This is a genomic window from Vibrio sp. Vb1166 (assembly GCF_033338695.1).
Taxonomy (GTDB): domain Bacteria; phylum Pseudomonadota; class Gammaproteobacteria; order Enterobacterales; family Vibrionaceae; genus Vibrio; species Vibrio alginolyticus.
In genome coordinates this window covers 65180-84304 of record NZ_JAWOTE010000008.1, presented here as the reverse complement: position 1 = coordinate 84304, position 19125 = coordinate 65180, and the positions used below count along the sequence as shown (strand labels likewise).

At 44.8% G+C, this 19125-nt stretch carries 20 protein-coding genes; 11 read left to right on the top strand and 9 right to left on the bottom strand.

Going from position 1 to position 19125, the window contains the following annotated elements; all coding sequences use genetic code 11:
* Nucleotides 1-42 precede the first annotated feature (42 nt).
* The 3 genes from R7E51_RS10780 to argS form a co-directional block, all read right to left on the bottom strand.
* Nucleotides 43-558, bottom strand: a complete 516-nt coding sequence (locus tag R7E51_RS10780) for a YqhA family protein (protein ID WP_206958171.1) — start codon at nt 556-558, stop codon at nt 43-45.
* A gap of 150 nt (nt 559-708) precedes the next feature.
* Entirely contained in the window at nt 709-1137 is a 429-nt protein-coding gene (locus R7E51_RS10775) for an HIT family protein (protein ID WP_005382194.1), read from the bottom strand.
* A gap of 124 nt (nt 1138-1261) precedes the next feature.
* Entirely contained in the window at nt 1262-2995 is a 1734-nt protein-coding gene (gene argS, locus R7E51_RS10770) for an arginine--tRNA ligase (protein ID WP_005388349.1), read from the bottom strand.
* A 220-nt stretch (nt 2996-3215) separates the two neighbouring features.
* Between argS and R7E51_RS10765 the strand changes: the two genes are divergently transcribed.
* Nucleotides 3216-3812 (top strand): VOC family protein, encoded by a 597-nt coding sequence (locus R7E51_RS10765; protein WP_167415073.1) that lies wholly within the window; start codon nt 3216-3218, stop codon nt 3810-3812.
* A 72-nt stretch (nt 3813-3884) separates the two neighbouring features.
* On the opposite strand, the gene R7E51_RS10760 is transcribed toward R7E51_RS10765, so the two are convergent.
* The 3 genes from R7E51_RS10760 to purU all read right to left on the bottom strand — a co-directional run bounded on the left by R7E51_RS10760 (nt 3885) and on the right by purU (nt 6917).
* On the bottom strand, nt 3885-4253 hold the full coding sequence (locus tag R7E51_RS10760; RefSeq protein ID WP_005382200.1) for a hypothetical protein: 369 nt from the start codon (nt 4251-4253) through the stop codon (nt 3885-3887).
* 4 nt (nt 4254-4257) lie between these two features.
* A complete protein-coding gene (locus R7E51_RS10755) occupies nt 4258-5877 on the bottom strand; it encodes a S1 family peptidase (RefSeq protein ID WP_005382202.1) in 1620 nt (539 codons plus the stop codon).
* Nucleotides 5878-6083: 206 nt separating this feature from the next.
* The gene (purU, locus tag R7E51_RS10750) at nt 6084-6917 is read right to left on the bottom strand and encodes a formyltetrahydrofolate deformylase (protein ID WP_005382206.1); all 834 of its coding nucleotides are present in this window, start codon (nt 6915-6917) and stop codon (nt 6084-6086) included.
* A gap of 218 nt (nt 6918-7135) precedes the next feature.
* Between purU and R7E51_RS10745 the strand changes: the two genes are divergently transcribed.
* From R7E51_RS10745 to rnd, 7 genes are all read left to right on the top strand, one after another.
* Complete coding sequence (locus R7E51_RS10745) at nt 7136-9076, top strand: ATP-dependent DNA helicase (protein ID WP_053303287.1); 1941 nt, start codon at nt 7136-7138, stop codon at nt 9074-9076.
* 29 nt (nt 9077-9105) lie between these two features.
* Complete coding sequence (tsaB, locus tag R7E51_RS10740) at nt 9106-9807, top strand: tRNA (adenosine(37)-N6)-threonylcarbamoyltransferase complex dimerization subunit type 1 TsaB (protein ID WP_033906910.1); 702 nt, start codon at nt 9106-9108, stop codon at nt 9805-9807.
* Between the two features lie 60 nt (nt 9808-9867).
* Nucleotides 9868-10173, top strand: coding sequence for a hypothetical protein (locus R7E51_RS10735; protein ID WP_005382213.1), 306 nt, complete (start codon nt 9868-9870; stop codon nt 10171-10173).
* A gap of 41 nt (nt 10174-10214) precedes the next feature.
* Nucleotides 10215-10772, top strand: coding sequence for a Slp family lipoprotein (locus R7E51_RS10730; RefSeq protein ID WP_005382214.1), 558 nt, complete (start codon nt 10215-10217; stop codon nt 10770-10772).
* Between the two features lie 6 nt (nt 10773-10778).
* Nucleotides 10779-11633 carry an alpha/beta fold hydrolase gene (locus R7E51_RS10725; protein ID WP_005382215.1) on the top strand — a complete coding sequence of 285 codons (855 nt, stop codon included), beginning with the start codon at nt 10779-10781 and terminating at the stop codon, nt 11631-11633.
* Nucleotides 11634-11739: 106 nt separating this feature from the next.
* Entirely contained in the window at nt 11740-13431 is a 1692-nt protein-coding gene (gene fadD, locus R7E51_RS10720) for a long-chain-fatty-acid--CoA ligase FadD (RefSeq protein WP_005382216.1), read from the top strand.
* Between the two features lie 78 nt (nt 13432-13509).
* Nucleotides 13510-14628, top strand: coding sequence for a ribonuclease D (gene rnd, locus R7E51_RS10715; RefSeq protein ID WP_206958169.1), 1119 nt, complete (start codon nt 13510-13512; stop codon nt 14626-14628).
* 77 nt (nt 14629-14705) lie between these two features.
* On the opposite strand, the gene minE is transcribed toward rnd, so the two are convergent.
* The 3 genes from minE to minC are packed head-to-tail and all read right to left on the bottom strand — an operon-like array spanning nt 14706 to nt 16464.
* A complete protein-coding gene (gene minE, locus R7E51_RS10710) occupies nt 14706-14969 on the bottom strand; it encodes a cell division topological specificity factor MinE (protein ID WP_005388332.1) in 264 nt (87 codons plus the stop codon).
* A gap of 2 nt (nt 14970-14971) precedes the next feature.
* Nucleotides 14972-15784, bottom strand: coding sequence for a septum site-determining protein MinD (gene minD, locus R7E51_RS10705; protein ID WP_005388331.1), 813 nt, complete (start codon nt 15782-15784; stop codon nt 14972-14974).
* 17 nt (nt 15785-15801) lie between these two features.
* Entirely contained in the window at nt 15802-16464 is a 663-nt protein-coding gene (minC, locus tag R7E51_RS10700; RefSeq protein WP_005382304.1) for a septum site-determining protein MinC, read from the bottom strand.
* Between the two features lie 197 nt (nt 16465-16661).
* On the opposite strand from minC, the gene R7E51_RS10695 reads away from it, so the two are divergent.
* The 3 genes from R7E51_RS10695 (at nt 16662) to R7E51_RS10685 (ending at nt 18996) form a co-directional block, all read left to right on the top strand.
* Nucleotides 16662-16943, top strand: a complete 282-nt coding sequence (locus R7E51_RS10695) for a YcgL domain-containing protein (protein ID WP_005382303.1) — start codon at nt 16662-16664, stop codon at nt 16941-16943.
* Between the two features lie 48 nt (nt 16944-16991).
* Nucleotides 16992-17963 (top strand): lytic murein transglycosylase, encoded by a 972-nt coding sequence (locus R7E51_RS10690; RefSeq protein WP_033906907.1) that lies wholly within the window; start codon nt 16992-16994, stop codon nt 17961-17963.
* Nucleotides 17964-18051: 88 nt separating this feature from the next.
* Nucleotides 18052-18996 carry a LysR family transcriptional regulator gene (locus R7E51_RS10685; protein ID WP_017634801.1) on the top strand — a complete coding sequence of 315 codons (945 nt, stop codon included), beginning with the start codon at nt 18052-18054 and terminating at the stop codon, nt 18994-18996.
* Nucleotides 18997-19125: the final 129 nt, after the last annotated feature.

The following is a 19125-nucleotide window of genomic DNA, read 5'->3' as shown; positions in this document are numbered from 1 at the left end:
CGGCTTTTATTTTGCTGGTTATTGTTTGTGAATACAGCGAAATTAATGTTCTTCAGAGTGTTTAGTCGCGCCTAACTCTAGGAACTTTAAACCAAGACTTAAAACTAAAATCGAAATAGGTAATGTTAAGATCGTCCAATCTAAGCTGTCGAAGTTAATCAGCACGAGCTCTAAGAACTTCACAAACAAGATCACGATGATGACTTCAGCCAAAATGTTTTTTAGATGGCCGATGTTTGGGGTTCTGATCCAATGCAAAACCGACTGCTCTTGTGTTTTCGCTTTAGCTTTGTTGGAAATAAATAGTGTGTAGATGCCGTGAGCAAAGATGAACAAAACTAGTGCGACAAGAAACGTATCCAGTGACTTGATCAAATAAGCGATGTCTGCTTTATCTAAATGTGCGAGTGCTTCTGGAGGTGTTTGATTGAGAATGAAGACCGCAAATGCCGAATAGGTTTTTGCTGCACCCATAAGAAAAAGCAAGAATGAAGCAGCCATAGAACAGATAATGGCGATCCAGCTGACGTATCGGAATGTGTTGAAGACTTGTTTCATGATGACCCTCTCTAACTGAGCTGGTAGTCTAAACAAGTTTTATTTTAGTGATAATCCCAGAAAAATGAGAAAGATTGTTACAAATACGTATTAATCTTTCTCTGTCTATTTCAGCCGTATTCAAAGGCGAATTATTTTCGCTAGCAGTGCTTATGCTTTTTGGAAAATAGAACTCAGTGACAGCACATTTTTAATGCGACCAAGCAATTCGTTTTGCTCTTCTTCTGTACGGAATTCACCTTTGGTGTTACCCCAAACCGGTCCCGGCCATGCTACGTCATCTTTGAAGCGAGCAATATGGTGAATGTGCAGCTGTGGCACCATATTACCTAGCGCACCAAGGTTTAGCTTGTCTGGACGGAATGTTGCTTCCAGTGCTTGGCTTACCGCTTGAGACTCTAGCAAAAACTGTTGCTGTTCTTGCATTGGCAAGTGGTGAAGCTCTTTTAGGTTTGCACGTTTAGGGACCAAGATAACCCATGGCACGGCGTTATCTTTATGCAGAAGCGCCACACACAGTGGGAAGTGGCCGATAACGGTGGTGTCTTTTGCCAGTTGAGGGTGCAGTTCAAAACTCATTATGTTGTCCGATTTGAATTGAATGACATCAGTATACGCCAGATAAAACAAAAGGTTGACGCTTTCACGTCAACCTTTGTCATCATTTAGCTTGTGCTACTTAAGCTACCTACGTAAAAGCGGATTACATACGCTCTAGAGTATCAATACCTAGTAGAGACAGACCTTGCTTGATGGTCTTCGCTGTTAGCGCAGCTAGTTTCAGACGGCTTTGTTTCACAGCTTCGTCTTCAGCAACTAGGATAGGGCACGCTTCGTAGAAACTAGAGAACTGACCTGCTAGTTCGAATAGGTAGCTACACATGATGTGCGGTTGGCCTTCGCGAGCGACAGATTGAACCGCTTCTTCGAACTGCATAAGTTTAGCAATAAGTGCTTTCTCTTTCTCATCAGTGATTTTGATGTCGCCTTGGAGAGCGTCCATAGCAACACCAGCTTTAGCGAAAATAGAAGCTACGCGAGTGTATGCATATTGCATGTATGGTGCTGTGTTACCTTCAAACGCTAACATGTTGTCCCAATCGAACACGTAGTCAGTCGTACGGTGTTTAGATAAGTCAGAGTATTTAACCGCTGCCATTGCAACTGTTTTAGAGATCTTCTCTTTTTCTTCCGCATCTAGCTCAGGGTTTTTAGATTCGATCAGTTGTGCTGCACGAACTTCTGCTTCATCTAGAAGGTCGGCAAGGCGAACGGTACCACCCGCACGAGTCTTGAATGGCTTACCATCTTTACCAAGCATCATGCCGAACGCGTGGTGCTCAAGAGATACTGACTCAGGTACGTAGCCTGCCTTACGAACAATTGTCCAAGCTTGCATTAGGTGCTGGTGTTGACGTGAGTCGATGAAGTAAAGCACACGGTCTGCGCTTAGCTCTTCATAACGATATTTTGCACATGCGATGTCTGTTGTTGTGTATAGGAAACCGCCATCGCGTTTTTGAACGATAACGCCCATTGGTTCGCCATCTTTGTTCTTGTATTCATCTAGGAATACAACTTGCGCGCCATCATCTTCAACGGCAAGACCTTGTTCTTTTAGGTCTGCAACGATCTTAGGAAGCATGTCGTTGTACATGCTCTCGCCCATCACGTCGTCACGAGTCAGTGACACGTTTAGACGGTCGTAGTTGCGCTGGTTTTGGATCATGGTTACATCAACGAGTTTTTTCCACATTTCTGCACAGTACTCGTCACCGCTTTGCAGTTTCACAACGTAGTTTCGCGCCTTTACTGCGAAGTCTTCATCTTCATCGTACAGCTTTTTCGATTCGCGGTAGAAGCCTTCAAGGTCCGCAAGCTCCATAGAAACTTCGCCAGACTCTTGTTGTACACGTTCAAGGTTTGCGATAAGCATACCGAACTGAGTACCCCAGTCGCCGATGTGGTTCGCACGGATCACTTTGTGACCTAGGAACTCAAGAGTACGTACCACCGCATCACCGATGATGGTTGAACGTAGGTGACCAACGTGCATTTCTTTAGCTACGTTTGGTGCAGAGTAGTCAGCAACGATAGTTTGAGCTTCGTCTGCTGCAACGCCAAGACGTGAGTCAGCCAGTGCTGCTTCCGCTTGTTTTGCTAGGAACTCTTCGCTTAGGAAAATGTTGATGAAACCAGGACCAGCGATTTCTGTCTTGCTCGCAATACCATCTAGGTCTAGAACATCCAGTACTTTCTGTGCAAATTCTCGTGGGTTAGTACCCAGTTTTTTAGCAACGCCCATTACGCCGTTTGCTTGGTAGTCACCAAATTGTGGCTTTGCTGATTGGCGTACTGCCGCAGGACTGCCTGCAGGTGCGCCAGCGGCTTCTAGAGCCTGAGATACTTTGTCATTAATAAGTGCTTGGATATTCACACGCGTTTCCTTCAATTCAAGGACGAAGAACTCGGCGAAGTAAGTGCCGAGTTCTGTTGGAGTTCACAAAAATGGGGCTAATGATAACAACTTTATTGCTTTTCATACAGAGAGGAATTGGGGAAATTTATACTTTTTCGATTGAATGGAAATGTGGTTTGGTTTGCGTTTACTATTGCGCTCAGAGTAATGAGATAAATCGCCCCAAAAGAGAGCCACAATGACGACTCAACTAGTTGAAAAACGCCTAGCGCCTAAATTGATGATCCAAGATCTGGATGCATTTATGGCGAAGATTGAAGAGCTTGCATCCCTGTTAAAACTGGATCTGAGCTTTGCTCAAGCTGACCATATTGCGCTGCGAATTAATGATACTGAAACAGCAAAAGCCGCGCATGAAGCATGGAATCAATACGGTAAGGTGATTTCACAAGCGAAAATCAACGGTCGCCCGATTATTGTTATTGAATTCGACAAAGCGTTAGAAAGCCGTGGCTGGAAGATAGAGTGTCTGGAACTGCCATACCCTGCGGAAGGCAAAATCTACCCAACTGAAAGCTGGGAACATGTGGAGTTTGTTATTCCGTCTCATACCGAAACTGCAGACGAGTTTCTTGCTGATTTGAAACACACTTACCCAGCGTTTGGCGCACGCTTTAATGAGTTAGAAGAGCTGGGTGTGAAGATCAAACTGTCGAGCCCGAAAGGGGATGGCGAACGCTTGAATAACCCAACAGTGGCGTTTAAGTACCAAGGCATTTGTATCAAACTGCACCCGCATTCACTTAAGCGTATTGTGGAGTCCGAGCAGGCGTAAAACGCTAGGGTGAGAATTGCTGAGTTGCGATAGGCAAAAAGGGAGCCGAGGCTCCCTTTCGTAAGCGAATCACTATTTAGCCAGTGACTTGCTTTTTGGGTTGGTAATGGAAAGTTTTTTGCCTTTCAACTCTTCATCTAAAGGCAGTGTAAAAGTTTTGGCAAACGGCATTCGTTTACAATGATCCGCCTTGTCTCTAACGATAGTAATAAGAGCTTCTGTCTGTGAGCTTTGCTCTATTTTTAGGCTAAAATCATCGTTCTTACTGCAGCCGTTAGACTCTGTGATAAATGAAATTTGACTCTCACTTGTCCTATAAGTCTCTACCATCATTGCTTGGTGCTCAGACGTCTGGTTTGTTTGCAGTCCTGCGTTTGCTGAACATGCAGTTAAACTGATAGTGCCCAAACCAAGTAGGAATATCTTGAGTCTATGTTTCATCTCGTTACCTTTTTTTGCGTCGTACGAATGAACCTGCAGCCATTAACACCAGTAGGCCAATAGATAAACTGCCGCCTGAACTAGACTTTTTATTAACGTCGTTACCAGCATCGCCCGTATTATCTGTGCTGACTGACATATTTATGTTGCGAACAAATGCTTGCGCGCTGTAAATGCCACTTGAAAACGGGTGTTGGACGTATTCAAACGTTATCGTATTAGATGCTTTGTAAAGATCGATCTGGATCTCTTTATAATCGAGGAGTTGGTTGGTGCTATCGTAAATTTCACCATTAACTAAGATGAACAAGTAATCAAAACCATCGGACATTACTTTGAGATCCATGGTAAGTTTGCCCTTCGGAAGATCGGTCAAAACCAGCTCAGATACACCAGGATAAGCTCCCATATCCGCTGATTGCAGTTCACCATTTTCAGCCGTCCAAGCGTTTTGACCGGTATAAACATTTGCGTCTGCTAGCGGAATGGCATTACGCACTGATCTGCTTGCTTTATCTACACCTGAATACTCGAAAGTTGTTGTGAGTCTGGACAGTTTCGGATGATCGGTAAAGAGCTCTATCGTTGTTTCTGATCCCGAATAGCTAGGTTGGTAGCCGACGGTAATTTGACAGCTTTGCGAAGGCTTTAAGGTACCAGTACAAGTGCTTTTCTCGATGGTACTTCCGTATGATATTGTGCTTTGGTAGATGTTGAATGGGATAGTATCGTCATTACGAATAGTAAAGGTCTCTTGCTGCGCTTTTCGCTCAACGAAACGAAGATCTCGGTACTTAGTGAAGCTGATAGTATTGCGATGGCTATCTATCCATCCATTGTGTTGAAAATGAGCGACGTTGGCGTAAACACCATAAGCGTTTGGTTGAGCACATCCATCCCCCCAGCTGACCACGCCTAGCAATTTGTTGATACCGTTATCATCAACGATGAGTGGACCGCCGCTATCTCCTTGGCAGCTATCTTTACCTCCCCAATAGTATCCGGCGCAAATACCGTCATCTGATACATTAGAGTAGTTTCCTGGTAGGTTTTGGCAGGTAGCTCGATCTACGTATTCCAAATCTACTTGTTGTAAAACGGTTGGGTATATTCGGTCTGTCGTGGACGTATTTCCCCATCCAGCCACGTGCAACTTGTCTCCTACGCGTACGCTATCTAAAAGTTCTGGCGTTGCCAGGTCAATAGTTGCGCTATCGATATTGCGTTCTAATTCAATAAGAGCGATGTCATTGTTCGTTGTTATGTTGTTATATTCATCATGTGAATAGATATTTTTAATGGCGATGCGCTGTGCTTGAGACTCTCTGTTTTTGTCATAAAGACCAAGAACGATATCCAGATCGTCCGCATTAAGACCTTCCACACAGTGCGCAGCAGTTAATACGTATTTTCCACCTAGGAAACTGCCACCACAAAAGTGACCAATAGATGTAGGTTGTCCTTTACGTACCAGTGAAGCAATAAATTTCCAGTCGGAAGTGTTGGCAGGTTCGCCGCCGATAATGCGAGTGGATACATCATTCTGAACAGGCTCAAGAGTATCTGCGATTGTGGTTGCTGGTAAAGTCAGCCCAATCAGAAAAGCCACTAACGTTTTTTTCATTTTAATTCCGTAATATTAACGTGGTTTATTATAAGGAGGGCAAATGATAAACGGAATCATTCTCTCAGTAAATAGTTGTGGAGAAATGAAAAATTATAACGTATCGGTTTAACTTTGATGGTTAGAATTGGAGGGGGGATCTTCTGAAAAGATGAAACCCGCCAAGTTGGACGGGTTTCACTATCGTTGTAACTAGTACGGAGGGATTACAGGATCACTGTCTTATTCCCATAAACAAAGACGTGGTCATTGATCACTTTATTCAAAGCCTTACTCAATACGTTCTTCTCTACATCGCGTCCCGCTTGCGCCATATCTTGGGCATTGAATGTATGGTCGACAGGAATTACGTCTTGCTTGATGATCGGCCCTTCATCTAAATCATTAGTCACGAAGTGTGCTGTTGCACCGATGATTTTCACACCGCGATCGTAAGCTTGTTGATATGGCTTCGCGCCAATAAAAGCAGGTAAGAAGCTGTGATGAATATTAATGATTTTGTGGTGATATTTCTCAACAAACGTCGGCGTTAATACGCGCATGTATTTAGCTAGCACCAAAAAGTCAGCATCGTATTGATCGATCACTTCTAGCATCTTCTGCTCGTGTTCTTCACGGCTAAGGTTTTCATGGGTCACATGGTGGTAAGGAATGTCGAAGCGTTCAGTGAGAGTTTGCAGTTTGTCGTAATTCCCCACCACAGCGGCGATCTCAACATCTAGGCTTCCATCGTAGGTTTTCATCAGAATATCGCCTAAACAATGCGCTTCTTTTGTGACGAGAATGACGATGCGCTTACGGCGAGAGCCAACCAATTTACGCTTAGCACCTTGCGGGAGAGCTTGGTCCAAGTCGGCAAGAAACGTTTGATCGTTGAAGTACCCCTCCAACTCCGTTCTCATGAAAAAGTGGCCACTGGTATTATCAACAAATTCGTTATTGTGAACGATGTTGAGTTGGTGCTTGTAACAGATATTAGTAATTTTCGAGATGAGACCCGGGGCGTCAGAACAGTGGGTCAACAGTGTTTTCTTTTCCATAAATCAGGTACTTCCATGCATTAATATTTTAGCGTACGAATTTGTTATTATTCCCTGGCGGGTGTAACTGTACTGCCATGTTTCACCATAAATAATCTATTCTTACGTTGGTTTCAACAAAATATCCTTGTGTCGCCGCAAGCTGGTCAGATTGTGGGCTGATGTCACTCCTATTCCTCTGATATACTCTCGATAATTTTTCAAACTCAATACCAAGCATGATCGCAAAAACTTTTTCCTCTGATGGCGCGTTAGGTAAGGCCATTCCTGGCTTTCAAGCTCGTCAGCCACAAATCGATATGGCGGAAGCCGTCAGCAGTGCGATCAAAGATCAAACCCAGTTGGTGGTGGAGGCAGGAACCGGAACCGGTAAGACCTTCGCATACCTAGTCCCTGCGCTGTTGAGCGGTAAAAAAGTGATTATCAGTACAGGCTCGAAAAACTTGCAAGAGCAGTTGTACCATCGGGACTTACCGCTCATGGTCAATGCGCTTGGTTTTTATGGTCAAGTGGCATTATTAAAAGGGCGTTCTAATTATCTGTGTTTGGATCGTTTGAGCCGCCAAATGGTCGAAAGCCACACTAATGAATCTGACCCGACGTTATTAACTCAACTGGTTAAAGTGCGTGCTTGGTCATCAGAAACCAAAACAGGTGACCTTGGTGATTGTGATGATCTGCCAGAAGACAGCATGATCATTCCGACCATCACCTCAACCAATGATAACTGTTTAGGTAAAGAGTGTCCGAGCTACACCGATTGCTTTGTATTGAAAGCGCGTAAGCGAGCCATGGATTCCGACATTGTTGTAGTGAACCATCACTTGTTTCTTGCTGATTTAGCGATCAAAGAAACAGGATTCGGTGAACTGATTCCAGAAGCCGATGTGTTTGTTTTTGATGAAGCTCATCAGTTGCCAGATATTGCGAGCGAATATTTCGGCCAGTCAGTTTCAAGCCGCCAAATTCACGATCTTGCCAAAGACATTGAAATAGCCTACCGCACCGAAGCCAAAGATATGCGTCAATTGCAAAAAGTGGGCGACAAACTCATGCAAAGCGCAATGGACATGCGGATTGTATTGGGTGAGCCAGGCTTTCGTGGCAACTGGCGTGAGGCGTTGCAATCAGGTTCTATTAAGCGAGAATTATTGCGCTTAACTGACAGCCTCGAATTGGCGATTGATGTACTCAAAATAGCTTTAGGGCGCAGTCAATTACTGGATACCGCTTTTGAACGAGCCAATTTGATCAAAGGCCGTATCGACCGGGTATGTGATGTCGATATTACCGGTTACTCATACTGGTACGATACCTCGCCTCGTCATTTCGCTCTGCACATTACGCCTCTTTCTGTCGCGGACAAGTTCCATGAGCAAATAGAGATTAAACAAGGCGCTTGGATTTTCACGTCAGCAACCCTAGCCGTATCGGGCGATTTCAAGCACTTTACTGAGCGCCTTGGCCTCAAGCCTACAAAGCAATTTTCTCTGCCGTCCCCCTTTGATTATCAAAAGCAAGCGCGCCTTTGTGTGCCAAGGTATTTGCCAGAGCCAAACAGTAACGGCTTAGCGGATAAGTTAGTCCGAATGCTTGCTCCGGTGATTGAAGAAAATGATGGTCGCTGCTTCTTTTTATGTACCTCGCACAGCATGATGCGTGAACTAGGTGAGAAGTTCCGAGAAGTACTTGAGCTGCCTGTGTTAATGCAAGGGGAGATGAGTAAGCAGAAAACCTTGGCGGAGTTTATGGAACTGGGTAACGCTTTACTCGTGGCGACGGGCGCTTTCTGGGAAGGGATTGATGTTAGAGGTGATGCGCTGAGCTGTGTTATTATCGACAAATTACCGTTTACCGCCCCTGACGATCCGTTACTCAAAGCCCGTATCGAGGATTGTCGATTACGTGGCGGTGAACCATTTGCTGAAGTACAAATCCCGGATGCAGTGATTACGTTAAAGCAGGGAGTAGGGCGATTAATTCGAGATCAGAAGGATCACGGTGCGTTGATCATTTGTGATAATCGCCTCGTCACGCGAGACTATGGTGGTATTTTCCTCGGAAGCCTACCACCTATCCCAAGGACGCGAGACTTAGATGGAATCAAAGCATTCCTGAAAGCAGAACAATCTGTCACAGACGCAAGTGCTGAGGCATAACCCAATAAATGAAAGTTGTAGAGAGTTAAATGAGCGCAAAAATTCTTGCTATCGATACAGCGACTGAAAACTGTTCAGTTGCGTTGTTGGCTAATGATCAAGTGATTTCACGTAGCGCGGTTGCACCACGCGATCACACCAAAAAAGTACTGCCAATGGTTGATGAAGTACTCAAAGAAGCTGGCCTGACTCTACAAGAGCTGGATGCGTTAGCGTTTGGACGTGGTCCAGGTAGCTTTACTGGCGTTCGTATCGGTATTGGTATCGCACAAGGTTTGGCGTTCGGTGCTGACTTACCTATGATCGGCGTTTCAACGCTGGCTGCAATGGCTCAAGGTAGCTATCGCTTACATGGTGTGACCGATGTCGCTGTGGCCATTGACGCACGTATGGGTGAAGTTTACTGGGCACGTTACACTCGCCAAGCAAACGGTGAGTGGGCAGAGATGGATGCAGAGTGCGTAATTCCACCAGCACGTCTCGTTGAAGAAGCACAAGCAGACGACAAAACGTGGACGACAGCAGGTACTGGTTGGGATGCTTACCAAGAAGTATTAGCAGACCTACCGTTTAATTTGACGCATGGTGACGTTCTGTACCCTGATTCACAAGACATTGTGATTCTTGCTGAACAAGAATTTAAAAAGGGTAATACCGTGCCGGTCGAAGATTCGAGCCCTGTTTATTTACGTGATAATGTGACATGGAAAAAACTTCCTGGTCGCGAATAGTCCGTTTTTCATTAACCTGACAAAAAGCAGGGCGTTTGCCCTGTATTTTTATGGAGTGCTATGGCGTCGATTAATGGCTTGCCTCCTTCTTTGATTCCCGGTGCAAATCGCACTAATAAAGCCAGTCAAAAGAAGCCGGTAAATAAATCACAAACAAAGCAGCCTGTAGGTCAGCCTTCAAAGGTTGCTAACGCCGTGGCGCACTCCATAAAACACGTGGATGAGTCCCAAATTCACCGAGCTCAAGTGCAATATGACCTTCCTGAAGGGGGCGCACGTAAAGCAATGGAGCAGTACATGGATGTCATGAATCGAGCTAAAAAAGAGGAACTGGCTCAATTACTTGGTGTCGATATTTACGTGTGAGATCTCCCCAGCTTGGGGTTACTAATATTGAAAGGTGGTTTATGAAGGTTTTTGGACGGTTTTTTCTCGCATTATTTGCTACGGTTGGTTTGTCTGCGTGTAGCTCGTTGCCTGAGGAGCTAAATGCAAGCACAGAATTGGTCGTTACAGACTATAAAGCTTTTGCTGAGTCTCAGGGGCAAGTGAGTGAAGATGTTCGCCTTGGTGGAATCATCGCTAAAGTGGATAACTTTAAAGATAAAACGCGTCTAGAGATTGTAAACCTTCCTATCAGTAAGTCTGGTAAACCTGATATCGATGAAGAGCCTACGGGGCGTTTTGTCGCCTATTTTGATGGCTATTTAGAGCCTGTCGCCTTTAGTGAAGGCCGTTTGGTGACGGTTGTAGGCAAAGGAGCAGGGGAAGAAGAAGGAAAGATCGGTGAGCACGGTTACATCTTCCCGGTAATAAAGGGGGAAGGGTACCGTTTATGGAAAATTGAAGAACGTGTACGCATGTATGACTCGCCAACCTACTTTTACCCATGTTACTCGATTAACTGCCGCATGTGGCGTAATGATTTCCCACAAGACGGTAAAGTGATAAAACAGGTCAAATAATCTGCGATGCATGAGCGTCAATTCGAGCTTCCTGCCGGCAAAATGGCAGCCCTTGAGATAGGGAACGAGAAAACGGCTGACTTGTCAGTCGTTTTTCTTCATGGGTGGTTAGATAATGCGGGCAGCTTTAAAGCGCTCATGGAGCAGTTGAATCAACTTAATCCTCACTTACACCTCCTAGCCATCGATCATTTTGGTCACGGTTTATCGAGTCATAAATCTCACGATAATTATTACCCCTTTCACGACTATATTGCCGATTTGTATCAGTTTTTGGACGAATTATCACCAAACAGACTGATATTAGTAGGGCATTCACTTGGTGCTTTAATCGCAAGTTGCTATAGTGCAGCGTTTCCAGAGCAGGTCGAAGCTCTTGTGCAAATTGAGGGAGCAGGACCTCTTCATGAGGATCCTACTAACAGTTTGCCTCGTCTTCGCGATGGCGTTTTAAGTCGAATAAGACAGCAAAACAAGCCAGAGCGAGCCATTGCCTCCTTCGATCTGGCGTTAAAATTACGCATGCAAGCCAACCAATTAACCGCTGAGCAGCTTCTACCGATAGTAGAGCGTGGAACAGAGCAGCGAGGAGATAAATGGTATTGGCGGCATGACGCCAAGTTAAAATGTGCGTCGCTTTACCGAATGGCGCAAGCGCATGCTAACTCGATTACCAGCCAAATACGTTGTCCTCATTTGATTGTATTAGGCGATCAAGGATTTCAGAATTTACCATCTAACCAAGCTGATTGGGGAGAGAACCCACCGCAAGTGGTTTCTGTCAAGGGTGGTCATCACTGTCATTTAGAGCAAATACTCGAGGTCGCAACGCGAATTCTTGGTGTAGTTAACAAAATTTAAACAAGTGTTTGAGAGTTGCGTGCTCAAGCACGTTCGCTGTGCTGTAATAGCTTTCAAAATAAAAAGGACGCTATTTTTTAGCCAGTTATAAACGAGGAGTAACATCGTGGATAAACCATGGCTTTCACGTTATCCAAGTGACGTACCTGAAACCATTAATCCAGAGCAATATGAGTCTTTGGTAGAAATGTTTGAACAGTCTGTACAAAAATATGCAGACCAACCAGCATTCATGAACATGGGCTCGGTTATGACCTTCCGTAAATTGGAAGAGCGTAGTCGCGCATTCGCAGCGTATCTGCAAAACGAGTTAAAACTGCAAAAGGGTGACCGTGTTGCTCTGATGATGCCAAACCTACTGCAATACCCAGTGGCGTTGTTTGGTATTTTGCGTGCAGGTTGTATCGCCGTAAACGTTAACCCACTTTACACTCCTCGTGAACTTGAACACCAATTGAATGACTCAGGTGCGACGACGATTGTGATTGTGTCTAACTTTGCGAATACGCTAGAACAAATCGTCGATAAAACACCAGTCAAACACGTAGTGTTAACCAGTCTTGGTCAAATGCTGCCACGAGCGAAAGGTACGATTGTCGATTTTGTCGTGAAGTACGTTAAGGGCATGGTGCCTAAGTACGATTTACCTGGTGCAATCTCAATGCGTCAGGCTCTACGTAAAGGTCGTCGTCTACAATACGTTAAACCGTTTATGTCTGGGGATGACATTGCATTCCTGCAATATACGGGGGGGACGACAGGTGTCGCGAAAGGCGCGATTCTGACTCACCGCAACATGATTGCGAACGTTCTACAGGCAAAAGGCGCGTACGGACCGGTTTTATCTCCGGGGCGTGAATTAGTCGTGACAGCATTACCGCTGTATCACGTATTTGCTCTTACCGTAAACTGTCTGCTGTTTGTTGAAATGGGTGGTCGTAACTTACTTATTACCAACCCTAGAGATATTCCAGGGTTCGTGAAAGAGCTACAAAAGCATCCGTTTACTGCGATTACGGGCGTGAATACCTTATTTAATGCATTGGTCAATAATGAAGATTTCCACGAGTTGGATTTCAGTAATCTACGTTTAGCCGTTGGCGGCGGCATGGCAGTGCAGCGCTCAGTGGCAGAAAGATGGCAAAAGACCACGGGTTGCTATTTGCTCGAAGGTTACGGTCTAACAGAGTGTTCTCCGTTGGTGGCGGCATATCCGCATGATCTTGTTGAATACAATGGCTCTATTGGTCTGCCGGTACCATCAACAGAAGTTCGTATCGTGGACGAAGAAGGCAACGCTCTTGCGAATACTGAAACTGGTGAACTTCAAGTTCGTGGTCCTCAGGTTATGCAAGGTTACTGGCAACGACCTGAAGCAACGAAAGATACGATTAACGAAGACGGCTGGCTATCAACTGGCGACATCGTTAAGTTCGATGACGAAGGCTTCCTGCATATCGTTGACCGTAAGAAAGACATGATCTTAGTATCAGGCTTTAATGTTTACCCGAACGAAATTGAAGACGTTGTAGCACTACACGGCAAAGTACTTGAAGTTGCTGCTATTGGTCAGCCGCATGAAGTGTCTGGTGAATTAGTGAAGATTTATGTCGTGAAACGTGATCCGAGCTTGACCAAAGACGAAGTGATCGCGCATTGTCGAGAACACTTAACTGGCTACAAAGTTCCGAAGTTGGTTGAGTTCCGCGAAGACTTACCTAAAACCAATGTCGGTAAGATCTTGCGTCGTGTTTTACGCGAAGAGAATGACGCTGAACTTGCGAAGAAAAGCGCATAAGCCGATTTCGTCGAGTCGAGAGATTTAAAAAATGATAGAATGCCAGCGTTTTGCTGGCATTTTTATAGCGAGAAGTATGTGAACTATCAAATTATTACTAAAAACAAAGACCTAGAAGAGGTTTGCACTCATGCCCGAGAGGCAGACGTAGTGATGCTGGATACCGAATTCGTTCGTATTCGCACTTTCTACCCGCAGTTAGGTCTGATTCAGCTTTTCGATGGTAATCGCCTCTCGCTGATTGATCCGACTGAATTAACGGATATGACGCCGTTTGTAGCGCTATTAAAAGATACTTCTGTGCTAAAAGTGCTGCACGCATGTGGTGAAGATTTAGAAGTTTTCCAAAACGCTTTTGGTTGTACACCATTCCCTATGGTGGATACGCAGCTGATGGCCGCTTTTCTCGGTCACGGCCTATCGACAGGCTTCGCATCGCTGGTGGAAGAATATTTAGGCGTAGAGCTCGACAAAAGTGAATCACGTACCGACTGGATGGCTCGTCCACTGACACAAAAGCAATTAGATTATGCTGCCGCAGATGTTCATTACTTGTTACCGTTATACGAAAAGCTGTTCGATAAGGTGATGCAAGCAGGTTGGTGGGAAGCTGTACAGCAAGAAAGTGATTTACTCGTTTCGAAACGTATTCGCGTAACCAATGAAGAGAATGCCTACCTTGATATTAAGGGCGCTTGGCAATTAAAACCTTCTGAGCTGGCTATTTTAAAGCCATTGGCGACGTGGCGTTATCGTGAAGCAATCAAACGAGATTTAGCGCTGAACTTTATCTTCAAAGAAGGTGATCTATTAACGGTCGCTCGTCTTGGTTTAACGAACTTTAAGAAGATGGAAGCAGAAGATATTGATATCCGAGCGATTAACCGCCATGGCGCGAAGATTGCCGCGATTGTTAAGCAAGCGAAGCAAACACCTTCTGAAGAGTATCCTGCGAAAATTGAGCGTTTAATGGACTATCCGGGTTACAAGCAGGTCTTCAAAAATATGAAAGACTTGGTGAAATCGGCTTCGCAGAAGTCAGGTTTAGCCACGGAGTTCCTTGCCTCTAAAAAGCAGATCAATCAGTTGATCAGTTGGGTTTGGAAAAAAGATCGTGACCCAGAAGTATTGCCTGATTTGATGCAAGGGTGGCGTTTGGATTTACTCGGCGACAAGATGAATAAAGCATTAAAGTAATGAAAGATGAAAAAGGTTGGCCTCGATGCCAACCTTTTTCGTTCTAATTAGAGCATTCGTCTGGCGAGAGAAACTGATTACTTTTCTTCGTCTGGTAGCTTCACATTCAGCTCAAGAACTGAGATATCGTCGTCTTTGTGCTCAAATGTTAAGTCAACCATATTTGGATCAATTGCCACGTACTTGCTGATCACCTTCAAGATGTCTTCTTTTAATTGAGGCAAGTAAGACGGCGCAGGATCATTTTGGCTGCGGCGCTCTGCGACAATGATTTGCAAACGCTCTTTAGCTAGATTCGCAGAAGTTTTCTTCTGTGGACGGAAAAATTCTAATAATGACATGTCTAGCCTCCAAAGAGTCGTTTAAAGAGTCCTTTCTTCTCCTCAGTAAGGAAACGAAATTCAACCTGATTGCCTAATAAGCGATCAACGGTGTCAGAATAAGCCATACCCGCATCGGTGTTATCGTCAAAAGTGACTGGCACACCTTTGTTTGACGCGTTAAGCACGGCTTGGCTTTCTGGAATCACGCCCAGTAGTGGAATATGTAAGATCTCCTCTACGTCTTCAACGCTTAGCATTTCGCCTTGAGTGACGCGAGATGGGTTGTAGCGAGTCAGTAACAGGTGCTGTTTTACTGGCTCTAGCCCTTGCTCTGCACGCAGTGACTTAGAATCTAAAATACCGAGAATGCGGTCAGAGTCACGTACAGAAGAGACTTCTGGGTTCGTTGTGACAATGGCTTCATCGGCATAGTACAAGGCCATTAACGCGCCTTGCTCGATACCTGCTGGTGAATCACAAATAATGAAATCAAAGCCCATTTCATCAAGTTCGCCGAATACGCGCTGAACACCATCTTTTGTCAGTGCGTCTTTATCACGAGTTTGAGAAGCAGGAAGAATAAATAGGTTGTCCGTGCGCTTATCTTTGATCAGCGCTTGGTTTAATGTCGCTTCGCCGTTAATGACGTTCACAAAGTCATACACGACGCGGCGCTCACAGCCCATGATTAGATCGAGGTTACGCAAACCGATGTCAAAATCGATCACCGCGGTCTTTTTTCCCTTAAGAGCTAGACCAGAGGCGATGGCTGCGCTTGAAGTGGTTTTACCAACGCCACCTTTACCAGACGTTACTACAATAATGCGTGCCATTTTTTTTCCTTTTTAGATTAAATCGCGAGAACTTCTAAATGTAATGATTCATCGGCTTTACTGATCATTACTTTCTTTTGCCAGTACTCGCTTTCAATTTGATCGCTTAACCAGTAGTCACCCGCAATGGATACCAGTTCTGCTTGTAAATCGTGGCAAATAATACGCGCTTCCTGCTGACCACTTGCTCCTGCAATCGCACGACCTCGAAGTGTGCCATGGATATGAATAGAGCCGTCAGCAATGACTTCAGCACCTGCACTTACGTGCGCTAGCACCACCAAATCACCATCTTTTGCGTAGATCTGTTGTCCTGAGCGGACAGGCGTACGAACTACTTTCGTTGGTGCCATTTTGGCAGGTGCTTGGCTTGGCGATTTGCTCGCCGACATAATGGCGAAGCCAGCTTCGGAAGCAAGGTTTTGTACACGCTTGTCTTTACAGCCCGTTACACCGACCGGAATAAAACCAGCATCTGAGATGCCTTGTTTAAGCTTAGGGAAATCAATGTCGCCTTGTACTTTTGCTATATTGATTACCAAAGGCGCGGATGCAAAAAAAGAAGGTGCTTGAGAAACTTTTTCTTGCAAAAATTCGACAGTCTTTGCGATCTCATTGTCAGAAAGGTGTAAAACTGACAATGTAAAACTGCTACCTTTAAGGTCTGGTGAATGGGTCATCGTGGACTTCTTGCCTTTATTGAAAGAGCGTTGCCTTAAACTAGGTATGTCATGTTATATTTCATCCTTTGACGCAGCAAGTTCTCTCGTGGGTAAATAGGTGAATTAATCTCAAATTTGCTATTAAGTTTGCGAGAATTTGACGTTTTCAACCTAATCCGCACTCAACGCGGCTAAATCAGCATAAAAGGCGTGTCATGCTTTGTTCTATTTATAAAAGCTCGAAAAAAGAAGGTACTTATCTCTATATTCCGAAAAAGGATGACTTTTCACAGGTTCCTGACACCTTAATGCAGATGTTCGGTAAGCCTATCGCTGTCATGACGATTAAACTTGATGGCCGTAAATTGGCACAAGTTGATATCGAAAAAGTGAAGGCTTCATTACAAAATGATGGCTTCTTTCTTCAGGTTCCACCGCCGCCGGAGAACCTATTAGAAAAGTACAAAGAACAAAAAGCCCAGCAGAAAGGCGAATAACGTCATCGTTTTTCATCTGGGATTTCTGCCTTGCTCAAGGAGGGCAATATGAAAAAGATACTGGCTACCATGCTTAGCGTTGGTATGTGTACCTCGGTTTTTGCAAGTAGCGAGGGTTTTGATGAATACTTGAATAAGCTGCGTGCTGAAGCTCGTGATAAAGGTATCTCAGAGCAGGTCATTAGTGCTGCTTTTGCTAATGTTGAGTACAAGCCCCGAGCAGTAAAAGCGGACCGAAACCAACCAGAAAAGAAACTGACATTGGATGAGTACATTCCTCGCGCGGTGCCTGAATGGAAGGTGAAGCAAGCCAGACAACTCTACAAAGAGCATTACACCGAGCTAAAGCGTATAGGCGATGAGTACGGTGTCCACCCGCGCTTTATTGTGGCACTTTGGGGAGTTGAAAGTAACTTTGGTAAGTTTACCGGCAACTTTAAAGTGATTGATGCACTATCCACAATGGCATTTGAAGGCCGTCGTGAAGAGTTTTTCCGTAAAGAGACTATGTCGGCACTTCAGATCCTCGATCAAGGCCATATTGAGCTAGAGAACTTTAAAGGCTCATGGGCTGGTGCGATGGGTCAATGCCAGTTTATGCCAAGCTCTTTCCTTCGTTTTGCTGCTGACGGCAACGGTGATGGTAAAAAAGACATATGGCAATCTGAAGCGGACGTGTTTGCATCAACCGCTAACTATTTGAGCAAGTCTGGTTGGGATGATAAATATACTTGGGGTCGCCAAGTTAAGGTTCCTAAAAATATTGATCGCAGCCTAGAAGGGCGCACGGCTGAAAAAGGCAAATACCTTCAAGAGTGGAGCCAATTAGGTATCACAAAATATGACGGTAGCCCGTTGCCAAAACTGGATGAAGACATCAAAGCATGGTTGATCATGCCGGACGACGAGAATGGTCGTACGTATCTGGTTTACAATAACTACAACGTATTGATGAAGTGGAACCGCTCTTACTACTTCGCACTTGCTGTGAGTCACTTGGCTGACCGCATTAAATACTGATCTGCCATCAAACAATTTGGCATTCAGTCTTCAATACAAGGGCTCTTCGGAGCCCTTTGTTTTTTCTATAACCAAATCGAGGTAAAGCGTGTTATCTGAACGTGCCGCACAAATGGTGATTTTCTCCGCTCTTCTTAAACACAAAAGCTTCACAGCTGCTGCAAAGAGCTTAGGCGTGTCGGTGTCTCATGTGAGTAAACAGTTGAGTCAGTTAGAAGCGTCTCTTGGTATCAAGCTTGTTCAACGCACTACGCGAAGCTTTACGCCGACTGAGGCAGGGAAAACCTTTTTTCATCACTGTGAGCAAGTGGTACAAGCGGTGAGCAGCGCCACATTAGAGATGGAAACCCAGCGGGATGAAGTGGCAGGTTTGGTACGTCTTGGGTTGTCGCAATCATTTGGTACCTTACACATTATTCCAGCGATTCAAGAGTTACGCGAACTGTATCCTCAACTTCAAGTGGAAGTACATCTGTTTGACTATAAGGTCGATATGTTAGCCGAAGGGCTCGATTTATGGGTAACCAACAACGAGCATTTGCCTGAAGGTTACATTGCGCAGCGTTTGACGGATTGCCAGTTTGTTGTTGCGGCATCGCCAGATTACTTATTGAAACATGACACGCCAACAGAACCGGATGACCTATCTGCTCACAACTGCCTCATATACAGAAGCTGGGAGCGTGACTATACGGGGTGGGCGTTTACCAAAGATCAGCAAGAATTGAACGTAAAAGTCTCGGGTAACTATTCAGTAGATCTGGCAGAAGCCGTTCGGGATGCGGCTATTGCAGGTTGGGGTATTGCCTACCTTGCCACTTACTTGCTGGGTGATGAGTTCAGAACGGGTAAGTTAATACAGCTGTTACCTGATTGGAAAGCCAGCCAGTCGATGCCGTTTTATGCGGTATACCCAAGCCGCCAGCATATGCCAAAAAAAATATCCGCAGTGATTAACTTTATCAAACAGAAGATCGGCAACCCTTGTCATTGGGACCAACGTTTGGCGCCTTACATCTCTATTCCTAAATAACAGGATCAATGACGTTGTAGAACGACACATAAGGTGATTCACTTCACAAAAATTTTTCCTGAATCAGAAACATATTTTCCATATGGAAACAATTAAAATAAGCAAACGTTTATCTTCAATAAATTCAAT